Source organism: Parerythrobacter aestuarii, from assembly GCF_030140925.1.
GTDB lineage: Bacteria > Pseudomonadota > Alphaproteobacteria > Sphingomonadales > Sphingomonadaceae > Parerythrobacter > Parerythrobacter aestuarii.
Map to the genome: position 1 here is coordinate 1,410,911 of NZ_JARBWD010000001.1, position 13,766 is coordinate 1,424,676.

The window sequence follows — 13,766 nt, forward strand, 5'->3', positions numbered from 1 at the left end:
GGACGATGAAACTGCTGAAGCTCGTCCCCGACGATACCAACATCAAGTTCCTCAAATGGCGCGTACCGTTTTACGTCGTCAGCTGCCTGCTGATTGCGGCCAGCTGGGGACTGGTGATGACCAAGGGGCTCAACTACGGCGTCGATTTCGCAGGTGGCCAGGAAATCCGCGCAACCTTCGTCGATGAGCCTGAAGCGCCGGTGGCGGAAATCCGCAGCACGCTGACGTCCATCGATGGCGTCGGCGATCCCGTGGTGCAGCGCTTCGGTGCGCCCAACGAGATATCGATCCGCGTCAAGCTGCCTCCGGAAGCGGAAGGCGACAAGGAATTCGCCGACCGGCTCACGCGCGAGATCACCGATGCCTTGCAGGCCGATCACCCTTCGGTCCGGATCGACGGGGTGGACTCGGTCTCAGGCAAGGTCTCGGGCGAGTTCCGTCAGACTGCGCTTTATGCCCTGCTGGCGGCCATGGGGGCGATCTCGATCTACATCTGGGTCCGCTTCGAGTGGCAGTTCGGGGTCGGCGCGCTGTTTGCATTGTTCCACGACGTCTCGCTGACGTTGGGGATGTTTGCGTTGTTCCAGATGGAATTCAGCCTGCAGATCATCGCCGCGATCCTTGCTATCATCGGCTATTCCCTGAACGACACGATCGTCGTCTATGACCGCATCCGCGAAAACCTGAAGAAGTATCGCAAGATGCAAATTCCGGAACTGCTGGACCTGTCGGTCAACGAGACGCTGGCGCGCACAGTTATGACCTCGCTGACGCTGCTGGTGGCGCTGATCCCGCTGTTGCTGTTCGGCCCGGCCAGCCTGTTCGGCCTGACTGCAGCGATTACGCTCGGTATCTTCGTCGGTACCTACAGCTCGGTCTACATGGCTGCCCCGATCCTCATCTGGCTGGGCGTCAATTCCGACAGCTTCGTGCCGACCGAGAGCGAGGTCGACAAGCAAGAGAAGAAAGTCCGCGGCGAGGCGTGATCACGCGCCGATGATTGTGTTGTAGTATTCGGCCAGTTTCGCGCCGTTGACCCGCCAGTCAAAGCGAGCGGCCATGGCTACGGTTGCGTCGCGGTCTGGTGGATCGGCCAGCAGGTTCTCGATGCCGTGGGCAATGGCCAAAGCGTTGCGTTCGACTATCAGCCCGGCCGCCCGGCTGGTGACGGTTTCGCGCGCGCCTCCGGCGTCGGTAATGACCAACGGCGTGCCGCAGGCGAGCGCTTCGACCCAGGCGTTGGCAAGGCCTTCACTCGCTGAGGGCAGCACCATCGCATCGGCGGCCGAAAGGACCAGCGGTATCAGGTCATGGTCGAGCAAGCCGAGGAAATGCACCCGTTCACTGACGCCCAGTTCGCCGGCCAGCGACTTCAGCCGCGCCTCGTCCTCTCCTTTGCCGACCAGAAGCAGCCGGGTCTTGGGTAACTCGGGCAGAGCACGGATGACGAATTCCTGCCCTTTGCGCGGGATCAGGGCACCGACGGTGACGATGAGGTGATCGTCATGCCGCAGGGCGATGCCAAGCTCTTCGGCCAGGCGCGGGCGCAGGTTCGGGCTGTGCAGCGGCCGGAACCGATCGCGGTCAAGCCCGGTATAGTGGACCGTTATCTTGTCTCGAGGCAGGCCGATCTCTGCCATGTCGTCGGCCAGGGCTTCGCACACTGCCAGCAGGCCGGCAGCTTTCTTGGCGGCCTTGCGCATCATGCGGTGGGCGTAAGGCAGGGTGCCCCAATAGTGGATATCCGCGCCGCGAGCCTTGATCGAAAAGGGCAGCTTCAGTTCGCGGGCAATCTTCGCAATGGCCGGTCCGTCAGGGTAGAAGAACTGCGCGTCGAGAATGTCGAACGGGCGCTCGGCATGTAGCCTCGTGACCAGCGGCAGGATAGCGCGGGCGATGGCTCCCGGGTTCAGGCGTCCACCCAGTTTCGGGATAAGGGTGAATGTGGGGCGGTGGACATGCACACCATTCTCTACGCCGCCCACTGCTGCTGCGGCCTGGTCACGATAGGGGCCGAAGACAACCGGGGGCAGCCCGATGGGATTGATGACGGTTACGTCCCACTCGCCATGAGCTGCCAGCGCCTCCATCGAGCGCGCCACGAAAGTACCGAAGCGTGGATTGGTAGCGTTCGGGTAAAGGGTCGAAAGCGACAGGACTCGCTTCACAGCTTGCGCACCAGCATTTCGGCTACGCCAATCCAGGGCGGATCGTTCACCACTTCCTGCTTCTGACCCATGCCGGGCGGGAGCAGGCCGACCAGCGTGCCTTGCCGATCGATCAGGCGGCCGAAAGCGAACCGCCCGGCCTTTTTCGGTACGAGGACATCGCGGTTGATTGCCCTGGCGGCATCTTCGGGTGCAACCTGCCGCAGCCATAGCTGGTCTCCTGGCAGGTAGGGGCCGGTGGCGGCCTCAACGGTCAGGACCACCAGCGGGCCGTCGCCGCCGACATCGGTCGGCAGAAGGGCGTCACGGGGCTTGGCCAGTGCTTCTGGCCCGTCAGTGCCGAGCGATGCGACTATCTGGGGCTGGGTGTTGGCTTCGGAGCGCACCAGCATTTCCGGATCGACTTCAAGTGCCGCAGCGATGCGGTCCATCCACTTGAGTGACAGGTTGCGCATGCCGGTCTCAAGCCGGCCAATGGTCTGCGCGGTGGTGGGCGGGTCGCAAGCCTCGGCGAGGTCGGCCAGGGTCATCCCCTTGTCCTTGCGAATATCGCGGATGCGGTTGATCATGGAACGGGTCCTATAACCGAATTGGTAAAAACATCTTTCCTACACGAACCTTACTTTGGCAACCCCCGCTGCGACTCACAGCCAGCAGGAGATGCCAATGAAGCCGCAACTGGTCGAACGCGAACTGACTGAAGAAGGGCCGCGCCTGGGCAGCGGGGCCAGGGGCAAGCGGCGTACTGTCACTGTCAACCTTGCCGAAAGCCCGCTCGCGTGGCTGCACTCACGCGGTCATCTGGATGACCGGCTGTTCGCAGCCGGGGAGCAGTTGCGCAGTGATTATGAGCGTGCGCGGCTGGGGTCCAATGTAACCATGCGCTGGGACCCTGTACGGGTGAAAGGCGGCCCGGATGTCGGGCTGAGCGCAACCGAGCGGCAGATCGCGGCAAAGGATCGATTTGATGCAGCACTTGCGCAAGCTGGGCGAGGATTGTCCGATGTGCTGTGGCGGGTGGTTTGCGCCGGGGAGAGCTTGCCGCATGCAGAGAAGGCCCTGCAATGGCCGGCCCGTTCCGGCAAGCTGGTGCTGCGGCTTGCGCTCGACCGGGTGGCCGATTTCTATCGGATCAGGTGAGAGACTTTCTTCCCTTTGGACAGTGGTCCATGCGGTCCATGTCTCGGTATGAGGGGTGTCAGGCTTCGACCAGTTCGGCGAGTTCCAGCCAGCGTTCTTCCGCCGCGTCTTTCTCCAAGCGGGCATTTTCGACGCCCTTGGAGATATCGGCGAACCGCTGCGGATCGCTGGTGTACAAGTCTGGATCGGAGAGGATTGTTTCGCCTTTGGCGATGGCTGCGTCCAGCTCCTCGATCCGCTGCGGCAGCAGCTCGTAGTCGCGCTGGTCCTTGTACGAGAGCTTGCTCGACTTCGGTGGTGGAGGAGGGGGCGGAGAAGCAGTGCTCTTTGCCTCGTTCCTCGACTTCCCAACCTGGCGGTTGCTCCGCTTTGCCTCCCAGTCCTCGTAGCCGCCAGCAACAACATCGACCTTGCCGCTGCCATCGAGGCCCAGCGTCAAGGTCACAGTCCGGTCGAGGAAGTCGCGATCGTGGCTGACGATCAGGACGGTGCCCTCGTAGTCGGCGATGACTTCTTGCAGCAGGTCGAGCGTTTCGAGGTCGAGGTCGTTGGTCGGCTCGTCGAGCACAAGCAGGTTGGACTTGCGCGCAAACTCGCGCGCCAGCAGCAGGCGCGAACGTTCGCCGCCCGAGAGGATGCCGACCTTGGTATCGACGATCTTGGGGTCGAACAGGAAGTCCTTGAGATGTGCCTGCACGTGCTTGCGGTGCCCACGTACATCGATCCAGTCGCCGCCTTCGGCCAACACCTGTCGCACTGTGCGGTCGGGTTCCATGAGGCTGCGCTGCTGGTCGATCATCACGCCGGAGAGCTTCTTGCTGATCTCGACCGTGCCGCTGTCAGGGGCAAGTTCACCAGTGAGCATCTTGAGCAGGGTCGTCTTGCCCGCCCCGTTCGATCCGACAATGCCGATCCGATCCCCACGCTGGATGCGGAGCGAGAAGGGCTTGATGATGGTTCGTCCATCATAGGCCTTGGAAATACTCTCGGCGACGATCACGGACTTGGACTTGAAGTCTTCCTCCACCGCCAGCCTGAGCTTGGCTGTCCCGCTGGTGTCGATCATTGCGGCGCGCTGGGCCCGCATCTTCCACAGCGCTTCGAGCCGCCCCTGGTTGCGTTTGCGCCGTGCGGTCACGCCGCGTTCGAGCCAATGGGCCTCAAGTTTGAGCCGCGCATCGAGCTTCTCGGCCGCGCGGGCTTCTTCGGCATAGACCTGCTCTTCCCACGCTTCGTAACCGCCGAAGCCGACTTCCTTGCGGCGAATGATCCCGCGGTCGAGCCACAGGGTCGCTCGGGTCAGGCGCTTGAGGAAGGTGCGATCATGGCTGATCACCACGAACGCGCCCTTGTAACGATCGAGCCAGCTTTCGAGCCATTCGATCGCGCTCAGATCGAGATGGTTGGTCGGTTCGTCCATCAGCAGCAGGTCGGGATCCTGGGCCAGCGCGCGCGAGATCGCGGCGCGGCGACGCTCACCACCGCTGGCACCTTCCGCAGGCGTGGTCATGTCGATGCCAAGCTGGCCTGCGATCGCTTCCACTTCGTGTTGTTGCGGCGCGTTGTGGCCCGACAGCGCCCAATCCATCAGTGTAGCATGGCCGGAAAAGTCCGGGTCCTGCTCCAGCACTACGATGCGCAGCCCCTGTTTGACCTTGCGGGTGCCCCGATCGGCCTCGATCTGGTTATTGATCAGGCGAAACAGCGTGGTCTTGCCGGCACCGTTGCGCCCAATCAGTGCCAGCCTGTCACGCGGGCCGATATGGAGGTTGATGTCCTCGCGATCCGGACCCCCCAGCAGCCAGCGCCCGCCCTGTTGCAGGCCGAGTCCTTCCCAGCTCAAGATCGGTGGCTGTGCCATAGGCCGGGGCAGGTAGGGGAGGCTGCATCCCGCGGCAAGCGGTCAGTGTCGCTAGTTAGCCTCTTTCTGCGCTTCGACCATCTGCGCGACGCTTTCGAGCAAGGCCGGGGCGTCATAGACAATCCCGTCCTTGATGGTCCAGCGCACGCCGCCAACAACCTCGAGTTGGTTGGTCTCTCGGTTCAGGCGGCGATGACCAGTACCGTAAAGCACCTTCAAGTTGTCGAGCGGATTGCCGGGCACGATCACCAGGTCCGCCAGCTTGCCATCGCGGATGATGCCGAAGGGCGGTTCCTCACCCTTGGGATCGTAGAGTTCGCGCGCGCCGTTGATGGTGGCGGCCTGGATCACTTCCATCGGCGTCAGTCCGGCCTCGCGCAGCATCTCCAGCTCAGCAATATAGGCGAAGCCCCAGGTCTGGTAGATGTAGCCCGGGTCGGAGCCGGCGGTGACCCGGCCGCCCTTGTCCTTGAAGTCGCGGGTCAGCGCGAACCACTTCGCATAGAAGCGCTTCCACGCAGCTTCATCTTCGCTGGTCCAGTCATGATAATAGCTGCCGTGATTGGTCAGGCTCGGCTCATAGAAGTCCATCAGCGAGGGCAGGGTGTACTTCTCGTGCCATTCCAGTGTGCGCGCCCGCATCACGTCGCGACTGGCAGCATAGATGTTGAAGGTAGGGCTGAGCGTCACTCCGCTTTCGACAAGGAAGTCGACATACTCGTCCCACTTCTCGCTGCCCGGTTCGACAGCCTGCGCTTCCAGCCGCGCCACCGTGGCAAAGCGCGATTGCTCGTCGAGATAATTGTAGCCGGGCGGATAGTCCGGAATCTGTCGGCCATCGAGCAGGCTTTCCATATGACCATAGAAATGCGTCACACCATCGAGACCCAGCTTGACCGCCTTGCGTGCATTCACCTGGCCAACGCCGCGCTGGCCGAGATGGGCGACGCTGCCGAGGCCCAGCTTGTCTGCCTCGTCGAGTATGGCAGCCAGCGTGGCCGGGTCTTCGTTATTGAAGAACTTGATCCCGTCATAGCCCTGCGCCTTGATCCACCGGGTCCATTCGCGGCCTTGCTCCGGGCTTGTCACACGCCCGTTCGGCCAGATATCTCCCGGTACGGCGTAGGCGAACAGGCGCGGCGCGGTGATGGAATTGGCGGCGCTGCGGCGCTTCTGGTCGAGCGAGGGATCGTTTGGTCCGCCGCCGAAACCGACTCCGCGAACGCTGGTAACACCGTGTGCCAACCACAGCTTGAAACCATAGGAGGGCTGCGGGGCCTTCGACGGATCGCCATTGTGCCCGTGCACATCGACAAAGCCGGGCAGCACGAACATGCCTGTTGCATCGAGCACCCTGTCGGCGGTGAGATTACTCCCGCCCCGTGCAATCCGGGCAATCCGATTGCCTTCTACGAGAATATCGACTGGACCTTCCGGCGGGGCGCCGGTGCCGTCGATCATCGTCGCCCCTTTGATGAGGACCGTGCCAAAGGGCCCTTCGCCTTCGCCCGCCGGTCGGTCGGGCACGCGCTCCATGCCCTGGGCCAGCGCAGGCACTGCGAGCATGGCCAGGATGGCGTAGAAGATGGCGCGAATTGTGAGCATGGTTTCCCCCTCGGTTGGCCCATTGCCTAGTGAGGCAAGGCCGCATTGCAAGCCCGATTGAAGCTGGAACTCCCCGTATCGCTACGTTAACGTAAAAGTGCATTTTTCTGAACGATACGAAATGTGAGCATTCACAGCTTGTTCAATGGCCCGATGATAGGCACGACGACATGATGAAACAGGTCCTTATCGCGATCATGGCGGGAAGCCTCGGCCTCGGCGGCGCCTCTGTACCGGCTCAGGCACAAGACAGCAGCGCCCAGGGCGAAGCGCGCAAGGAAATGCGGGCTGGCAATGTGCTGTCCTTGCGCGAGATCGAACGGCGCGTACTGCCGACGATGGGAAGCGCAGAGTATCTCGGTCCGGCCTATGATTCTGCGGCGATGGCCTATCGCCTGAAATTCATCAAGAATGGCCGGGTCATGTTCGTCGATGTCGATGCGCGCACCGGCAAGGTCCTGCGACGCACCAAGTAAACTTCACGAGGGTATTGCTCGCCCCAGTCCATTGACCTTGGGGCGCGTTTGCCGCCAATACGCACAGCGGAATCATAGGGGAACCTTACAAGATGCGTATCCTTATTGTCGAGGACGAGCCGACACTGGGCCAGCAGCTCAAAAACACGCTGGAGCAGAATGGCTATGCCGTAGATCTTTCGACCGATGGCGAAGACGGCCACTTTCTCGGCAGCACAGAGGATTATGATGCCGTCATCCTCGACCTCGGCTTGCCGGAAATCGACGGGCTGACCGTCCTCGGCATGTGGCGCAAGGAAGGCCGCGACTTCCCCGTTTTGGTACTGACCGCGCGTGACAGCTGGTCGGACAAGGTCGCAGGGCTTGACGCCGGTGCCGATGATTATCTCGCCAAGCCGTTCCAGACCGAAGAACTGATAGCCCGCCTCCGTGCGCTCATCCGCCGCGCTTCGGGCAATACGTCCAGCGAGCTGACAGCGGGCGATGTCCGCCTGGATACACGCTCGGGCCGCGTTTCGCTCAAGGGCGAGCCGGTCAAGCTGACGGCGCAGGAATACAAGTTGCTGAGCTATCTCATGCACCACAAGGGCAAGGTCGTCAGCCGAACCGAACTGATTGAGCATATTTACGATCAGGATTTCGACCGCGATTCCAACACGATCGAGGTCTTCGTAACGCGCATCCGCAAGAAGCTCGGCGCAGAAGTGATAACGACGATACGTGGCCTCGGTTACAGCCTCGACGACCCCGCCGACCAGCCCCGCGCCTGATGCAGGCCCGGCGGCGGCTGGCGGAAGCGATATCGCGTCCGTTGGAGCTGACGTAGCCGAGCCCGGCGCGGCCGAAGTGCGCGCTCCCAATACCGGCAGCCTGTCGCGCCGGATGATGCTGATCTCGGCGGCATGGATATTCGTGCTGCTGCTGGGTGGCGGGATTGCGCTCGACCGCACGCTAACCAATCTCGTCGAGAACAACTTCGACGAACAATTGGAGTATGTACAGACAGCCTTGCTGTCATCGGCCGAGATCGGTCCGGATGGCGAAGTTCTGCTTTACAGGCCGCTCGGCGATCAACGTTTCCTTGAGCCGAACAGCGGTGTCTATTGGCAGATCAGCGGGCAAGGGCACGAGCCATTTCCCAGCAGGAGCCTGTGGGACCGTAGTCTCGAGGTTGAAGGCGATCATGTCGATGATGAGCCGCATTTCTACAACAGCGCCCAGTTTTCCGAGGAACCGCTGCGGATAGTCGAGCGATCCGTGATCCTCCCGGGAAGTGAGACTCGCTGGACCTTCACCGTTGCCTCGGCGCGGGGGGAGCTCGATGCGCAAATCACTCGTATCCGCTCTATCCTGTTCTGGAGCTTCGTGGTGTTGGCGCTGGGTTTGCTGGTGATGGCAGCCCTGCAGAGTTACTATGGCCTGCGCCCGTTGCGCCGGGTTCGCCTTGCGATCCAGCGGATCCGCACGACCGGGCACAACCGCGTTACCGATCCACTGCCCCTGGAAGTGCAGCCGCTGGTGCAGGAGCTCAATGCCTTGCTTGAACACTCCGAGAAACAAGCGGAAGAAGCGCGTACGCATGCGGGTAACCTTGCGCATGCGCTCAAGACTCCTCTGACTGTCCTGACCAATGCTGCGACCGCGAGGGATCCCAAGCTGGCCGATCTTGTCTTCAGGGAAACCAAGTCGATGCAGCGCCACGTCGATCACCACCTCGCGCGGGCCCGGGCAGTGGGGCGTCGTTCTACCGGTCTGTCACGGGCAGAAGTCTGGCCGAGCGCGGAATCGGTGCTGCGAGCAGTAACGCGTATCTACGAAGAAACACGCTTTGATGTGGACGGCAACAGGTTGGCCCAGGTCGCAATCGAACGGCAAGATCTCGACGAAATCCTCGGCAACCTGATCGAGAACGCGGCCAAATACGGCGGCGGCAGCGTGTTCGTTACCATCGATGCCGAACCTGAGCGCAAAGAGTGCGTGATCTGGATCGAAGACGATGGCGTGGGGATACCCGAGGCAGAACGCGAACGCATCTTCGATCGCGGAGCGCGGCTGGACACGGGTAAGCCCGGAACGGGCCTTGGCCTCGCGATTGTTCGCGATGTGGCGGAAATCTATGGTGGGACAGTAGAGCTTGCGGAAAGCGAGGATCTTGGGGGACTGCTCGTCAAGCTCATCCTTCCCCGTTACGGCATCGAGCCAATTTCCTAGGGAAAAGGATCCGGGACAAAAGAAAAGGGGCCGGCAAAGCCGACCCCTTGAATTCTCTCAAAACCGACAGTCTTACGAGCTGGTCGGGCTTTCGTCGCCGGCAGCAACGCCGATCACGATTGCAAGAATTGCGAATGCAGCGAGGATGCCACCAGCGGCACCGCCACCGTTTTCGCTTTCACCAGCAACCGGAGCTGCGATGCGGCTCATGTCAGCCTGTGCGGCGATCGGAGCAGCGGCCAGGGAGAGTGCGCCAGCTGCAGCGGCAAGTTTGCCAAACTTCATTTTGTCTTCTCCGTCCCAAATTGGTTACGTGCGCTTCGGGAGCATTAGAGGAGCCTAGCCGCTGACGCAACCTGCTAAATTGCGCCAAAATTCCCGTCCAACGAGGTGCGGCTAAAATGGCACAGTAGGCGTTTCCACTGTATCCTGGGCCCTATCCTTTTCGTGCTTTCTCGTGATGGCGGATCACTTCGTCGATGATGAACCGCAAGAATTTCTCTGAGAATTCAGGATCGAGTTCAGCCTCTTCGGCAAGCGCGCGCATCCGGGCAACCTGTCGTCTCTCGCGATCCGGATCCGCGGGAGGAAGTGCTGCCGTCGCTTTGTAGGTACCCACGGCCTGAGTGATGCGGAAACGTTCAGCCAGCATGTGGATCAGCGCTGCGTCGATGTTGTCGATGGAACGACGATAACCTGCAAGTACAGGATCGTCGGCATGTGCGGTGAGCGGTGGGGAGGTTTCATTGGCCATCGCGTCAAAGCTAGCAGCAATTCATGGCTTGCCAAGCATCGCCGTGAAGAGCATGGGACGGGCGCGATGAGTGCCGACATTATCCCCTTGAAGCGGCGGGAAGAAGACGGCCCGCCAACGCTCGATCCCATGCTGCAGTTGACAGCGTCGGGCATGAACGCGGTCAACACCGTCATTCTTGACCGGATGCAGAGCGAGATCCCCCTGATTCCGCGGTTGGCTGGCCATCTGATTTCAGGGGGTGGCAAGCGACTTCGACCCATGCTGACTCTCGCCGGGGCCGAACTGGTTGGGTATCAGGGCGCGCGTCACCACAAACTCGCAGCCGCTGTTGAGTTCATCCATACCGCGACGCTTCTACATGACGATGTCGTTGATGGCTCTGAAATGCGTCGCGGCAAGGCGGCGGCAAATATCATCTTCGGCAATCCGGCAACGGTGCTGGTGGGCGATTTCCTGTTCAGCCGCGCTTTCGAACTGATGACGGAAGACGGCAGCCTCAAGGTGCTGAAGATCCTGTCGACCGCCAGCGCTGTCATTGCCGAGGGCGAGGTCGCCCAGCTCAGCGCCCAACGCAAGATCGAAACCAACGAAGAACGCTATCTGGAAATCATCGGTGCCAAGACCGCAGCCCTCTTCGCTGCCGCTAGTCGCATCGCAGCGGTCGTTGCCGAATGCGACGAAGCGCAGGAGCGGGCGCTGGACGATTATGGCCGTAACCTCGGTGTTGCTTTCCAGCTGGTCGATGATGCCATCGACTACGATTCGGATGCCGCCGAGATGGGCAAGGACCGGGGTGACGACTTCCGCGAGGGCAAGATGACCCTGCCGGTCATCTTTGCCTATGCGCGCGGCAATGAAGAAGAGCGTGCCTTCTGGAAAGCAGCAATAAGCGGGCATCGCACGTCGGATGAAGACCTCGCCCATGCCATCACGTTGATCGCCCGGCACGATGCGGTGGAGCACACGCGCGAACGCGCCCGGTATTTCGCGCAACGGGCGATCGATGCCATCTCGATCTTCCCCGACAGCAAGGCGCGCCAGGCCATGGCGGAAGCGGCCATGTTCGCGGTCGCACGGGGCTATTGAACACAACATCTGCACCTGACTTGCCGGTCCATGCCGTCCTGCCGCAGTTGCAGGACGCGTTGGTTCAGGGCCAATCGGCAGTTCTGATTGCGCCTCCGGGGGCAGGCAAGACAACGGCGGTCGCGCCTGCACTTCTCGATGCCGATTGGTGCAGCGGAGAGATTATCCTGCTGAGCCCGCGTCGGGTGGCAGCGCGCGCAGCAGCGGAACGCATGGCGCAGATGTTGGGGGAGAAACCGGGCGAAACAATCGGCTACACCACACGGCTCGACAGCAAGCGCTCGGGCAAGACCCGCATTCTCGTCGTGACCGAAGCGATATTCGTCAACAGGATCGTCGAGGACCCGGAACTGGCCGGAGTATCTGCCGTATTGTTTGACGAGGCGCACGAGCGGCATCTCGACAGCGACCTCGGCCTAGCGCTGGCGATCGAAAGCCAGCAGGTGCTGCGAGAAGACCTGCGACTGTTGGTCATGTCAGCCACCATCGACGGCACCCGCTATGCGCGGCTGATGGGCCCCGACACGCCGGTCATTCAAAGCGAAGGCAAGAGCTATCCCCTGCGGATCGAATGGTTCGGCAGCAATCCCTCGATCAGTGTGGAAGATCATGTCGCCAACGCGGTAATGGCGGCATGGCGCAATGAGACTGGGGACATGCTCGTCTTCCTTCCGGGCCTACGCGAGATAGTGCGGGTCCAGGAACGACTGGAAGCGAGGCTTTCAGATACGCCGATCCTGCCCCTGCACGGCCAGGTGCCCCCGAAGGAACAACGGCTCGCCATTCGGCGTAACCTGGACGGGCGCAGGCGGATCGTGCTGGCAACAGCAATTGCTGAGACTTCGCTGACGCTGGATGGTGTTTCAGTGGTGGTAGACAGCGGCCTTTCGCGGCGGGCTGAATATGATCGCACGGCAGGAACAACGCATCTCGTCACGCGCCGGGCCAGCCAGGCTTCGGCAACCCAACGCGCGGGGCGCGCCGCCAGACAGTCAACCGGCGTCGCCTACCGCCTGTGGGAAGAGAGCGGGCACAACGGGCGTCCTCAATTCGATCCGCCCGAGATCGAGACGTCCGATCTAGCACCGCTGATGCTGGCGTTGGCGCAATGGGGTGCGCGTGATCCGGCTGATCTTGCATGGCTAGATCCTCCGCCTGAACCTTCGGTCCGAGTGGCCCGTGCCCGACTGGAAGCGCTCGGTGCTATCGAGCCCGATGCTAGCATCACCGAAAGGGGGCGCAAAATTGCCGCGCTGCCGCTCGAACCCGAATGGGCGGCAGCGGTTCTTTCCGGTGCACGGAGCGGGCAGGCAGGAGAACTGGCGCGACTGGCCCTGTTGGCGCAGGAGCGGGGCTTGGGCGGTCGCGGCGAAGATTTGCAAGCAAGGCTGCTGCGATGGGTGTCCGACCGCGCGTCCCGCGCTGAGGCCAGCCGAACGCTGGCGTCCCGTTGGGCAAAGCTGGCGGAGAAACTGGTTGGCGCGCCCGACCAGGAACCAAGCGATCCAGCGATCCATCTGGCCCTTTCCATGCAGGACCGGATCGCTCGTCGGCGCGACGCGACGGGTGAGCAGTGGTTGTCTGCGGGCGGAAGGGGCTACCAGCTCGATCCCGCGAGTCCCCTGGCGCGCTGCGAATGGCTGGTGGTGGCCGATGCGCAGGGTCAAGCGAAGGGTGCCCGGATTGTCGCCGCTATCGAAGTCGCTCCGCAGGCGATCCAGGAGGACCTCGCCGCGCTGATCGAAGAATCATCGGTACTGAATTGGAATGAAGCGCAAAATCGGGTCGAGGCACGTTGCATTCGGCGACTTGGGGCGATCACGCTGAGCAGTGGTCCCGACTCGGATCCTGACCCGCAAGCGATTGTGGATATGCTTGTGGAGAAGGCTCTTGATAGATTGGGGGAAGTCCTGCCGGCAGACCTGGTTGCGCGCGCTCGTTTCGCCGGCATCGAAGCCCTTTCTCTTGCCGCGTTGCGCCAGAATGCAGTTTTGTGGCTTGAACCCCTGTTGCACGATCGGCGTTCGCTCGATCTCGAGCGTGGCAGGGTTGTCGATGCGGTGATTGGACAGCTCAGCTGGGACGATCGCCAGCGTCTCGACAGCCTGGCGCCGCGCAGTTTTGCTTCACCTGCAGGAACCACACATCCAATCGACTATGCTGCTGATGATGCGCCGAGTGTGGAAGTGCGGGTCCAGGCTCTGTTCGGCCTCGACCGGCAACCGACGATCGGCAACACTCCATTGCTGCTAAAGCTCACCAGCCCGGCCGGACGCCCGATACAGTCGACCCGCGACCTGCCTGGCTTCTGGCGTGGCAGCTGGAGCGATGTCGTGAAGGACATGAAGGGTCGTTATCCCAAGCACCGATGGCCCGACCAGCCGTGGCTAGAAAAGCCGAGCCTGAAGACGAAGAATGCCTTTGACCGGTCGCAGTAGTTGACACCCCTGCGGAAGGCGAGG

Annotated in this window: 13 protein-coding genes; 7 read left to right on the top strand and 6 right to left on the bottom strand. The window is 62.0% G+C overall.

Annotated elements, in window-relative coordinates:
• Nucleotides 1-5 precede the first annotated feature (5 nt).
• On the top strand, nucleotides 6-986 hold the full coding sequence (gene secF, locus QPW08_RS06940; RefSeq protein ID WP_284125004.1) for a protein translocase subunit SecF: 981 nt from the start codon (nucleotides 6-8) through the stop codon (nucleotides 984-986).
• On the opposite strand, the gene QPW08_RS06945 is transcribed toward secF, so the two are convergent.
• Together QPW08_RS06945 and QPW08_RS06950 are read right to left on the bottom strand one after the other, a co-directional pair.
• Complete coding sequence (locus QPW08_RS06945; protein ID WP_284125005.1) at nucleotides 987-2,168, bottom strand: glycosyltransferase; 1,182 nt, start codon at nucleotides 2,166-2,168, stop codon at nucleotides 987-989.
• Nucleotides 2,165-2,737, bottom strand: a complete 573-nt coding sequence (locus tag QPW08_RS06950) for a helix-turn-helix domain-containing protein (RefSeq protein WP_284125006.1) — start codon at nucleotides 2,735-2,737, stop codon at nucleotides 2,165-2,167. The genes QPW08_RS06945 and QPW08_RS06950 overlap by 4 nt, the downstream gene beginning before the upstream one ends.
• 97 nt (nucleotides 2,738-2,834) lie before the next feature.
• Here QPW08_RS06950 and QPW08_RS06955 point away from each other — a divergent pair, with 97 nt between their 5' ends.
• The gene (locus QPW08_RS06955; RefSeq protein ID WP_284125007.1) at nucleotides 2,835-3,308 is read left to right on the top strand and encodes a DUF6456 domain-containing protein; all 474 of its coding nucleotides are present in this window, start codon (nucleotides 2,835-2,837) and stop codon (nucleotides 3,306-3,308) included.
• Nucleotides 3,309-3,366: 58 nt separating this feature from the next.
• On the opposite strand, the gene QPW08_RS06960 is transcribed toward QPW08_RS06955, so the two are convergent.
• Together QPW08_RS06960 and QPW08_RS06965 are read right to left on the bottom strand one after the other, a co-directional pair.
• Entirely contained in the window at nucleotides 3,367-5,169 is a 1,803-nt protein-coding gene (locus tag QPW08_RS06960; protein WP_284125008.1) for an ABC-F family ATP-binding cassette domain-containing protein, read from the bottom strand.
• A gap of 51 nt (nucleotides 5,170-5,220) precedes the next feature.
• Nucleotides 5,221-6,774 (bottom strand): amidohydrolase family protein, encoded by a 1,554-nt coding sequence (locus tag QPW08_RS06965; RefSeq protein WP_284125009.1) that lies wholly within the window; start codon nucleotides 6,772-6,774, stop codon nucleotides 5,221-5,223.
• Nucleotides 6,775-6,947: 173 nt separating this feature from the next.
• Between QPW08_RS06965 and QPW08_RS06970 the strand changes: the two genes are divergently transcribed.
• The 3 genes from QPW08_RS06970 to QPW08_RS06980 all read left to right on the top strand — a co-directional run bounded on the left by QPW08_RS06970 (nucleotide 6,948) and on the right by QPW08_RS06980 (nucleotide 9,461).
• The gene (locus tag QPW08_RS06970) at nucleotides 6,948-7,250 is read left to right on the top strand and encodes a PepSY domain-containing protein (protein ID WP_284126313.1); all 303 of its coding nucleotides are present in this window, start codon (nucleotides 6,948-6,950) and stop codon (nucleotides 7,248-7,250) included.
• 92 nt (nucleotides 7,251-7,342) lie between these two features.
• Complete coding sequence (locus tag QPW08_RS06975) at nucleotides 7,343-8,020, top strand: response regulator transcription factor (RefSeq protein WP_284125010.1); 678 nt, start codon at nucleotides 7,343-7,345, stop codon at nucleotides 8,018-8,020.
• Between the two features lie 112 nt (nucleotides 8,021-8,132).
• Nucleotides 8,133-9,461 (top strand): sensor histidine kinase, encoded by a 1,329-nt coding sequence (locus QPW08_RS06980; protein WP_284126314.1) that lies wholly within the window; start codon nucleotides 8,133-8,135, stop codon nucleotides 9,459-9,461.
• 72 nt (nucleotides 9,462-9,533) lie between these two features.
• Here the strand turns inward: QPW08_RS06980 and QPW08_RS06985 are convergent, their stop codons facing one another.
• Nucleotides 9,534-9,746 (bottom strand): hypothetical protein, encoded by a 213-nt coding sequence (locus QPW08_RS06985; protein ID WP_284125011.1) that lies wholly within the window; start codon nucleotides 9,744-9,746, stop codon nucleotides 9,534-9,536.
• A 151-nt stretch (nucleotides 9,747-9,897) separates the two neighbouring features.
• Nucleotides 9,898-10,215, bottom strand: a complete 318-nt coding sequence (locus tag QPW08_RS06990) for a chorismate mutase (protein WP_284125012.1) — start codon at nucleotides 10,213-10,215, stop codon at nucleotides 9,898-9,900.
• Between the two features lie 66 nt (nucleotides 10,216-10,281).
• On the opposite strand from QPW08_RS06990, the gene QPW08_RS06995 reads away from it, so the two are divergent.
• Together QPW08_RS06995 and hrpB are read left to right on the top strand one after the other, a co-directional pair.
• A complete protein-coding gene (locus tag QPW08_RS06995; RefSeq protein WP_284125013.1) occupies nucleotides 10,282-11,304 on the top strand; it encodes a polyprenyl synthetase family protein in 1,023 nt (340 codons plus the stop codon).
• Nucleotides 11,301-13,742, top strand: coding sequence for an ATP-dependent helicase HrpB (hrpB, locus tag QPW08_RS07000; RefSeq protein ID WP_284125014.1), 2,442 nt, complete (start codon nucleotides 11,301-11,303; stop codon nucleotides 13,740-13,742). Before QPW08_RS06995 ends, hrpB begins: the two co-directional genes overlap by 4 nt.
• Nucleotides 13,743-13,766: the final 24 nt, after the last annotated feature.

Excerpts from the sequence above, each read along its gene's own strand:
- secF (WP_284125004.1), top strand. The coding sequence starts at position 6 with ATGAAACTGCTGAAGCTCGTCCCCGACGATACCAACATCAAGTTCCTC.
- QPW08_RS06950 (WP_284125006.1), bottom strand. The coding sequence starts at position 2,737 with ATGATCAACCGCATCCGCGATATTCGCAAGGACAAGGGGATGACCCTG.
- QPW08_RS06995 (WP_284125013.1), top strand. The coding sequence starts at position 10,282 with ATGAGTGCCGACATTATCCCCTTGAAGCGGCGGGAAGAAGACGGCCCG.
- QPW08_RS06955 (WP_284125007.1), top strand. The coding sequence starts at position 2,835 with ATGAAGCCGCAACTGGTCGAACGCGAACTGACTGAAGAAGGGCCGCGC.
- QPW08_RS06975 (WP_284125010.1), top strand. The coding sequence starts at position 7,343 with ATGCGTATCCTTATTGTCGAGGACGAGCCGACACTGGGCCAGCAGCTC.
- QPW08_RS06980 (WP_284126314.1), top strand. The coding sequence starts at position 8,133 with ATGATGCTGATCTCGGCGGCATGGATATTCGTGCTGCTGCTGGGTGGC.
- QPW08_RS06970 (WP_284126313.1), top strand. The coding sequence starts at position 6,948 with ATGAAACAGGTCCTTATCGCGATCATGGCGGGAAGCCTCGGCCTCGGC.
- QPW08_RS06990 (WP_284125012.1), bottom strand. The coding sequence starts at position 10,215 with ATGGCCAATGAAACCTCCCCACCGCTCACCGCACATGCCGACGATCCT.
- QPW08_RS06985 (WP_284125011.1), bottom strand. The coding sequence starts at position 9,746 with ATGAAGTTTGGCAAACTTGCCGCTGCAGCTGGCGCACTCTCCCTGGCC.
- QPW08_RS06965 (WP_284125009.1), bottom strand. The coding sequence starts at position 6,774 with ATGCTCACAATTCGCGCCATCTTCTACGCCATCCTGGCCATGCTCGCA.
- QPW08_RS06960 (WP_284125008.1), bottom strand. The coding sequence starts at position 5,169 with ATGGCACAGCCACCGATCTTGAGCTGGGAAGGACTCGGCCTGCAACAG.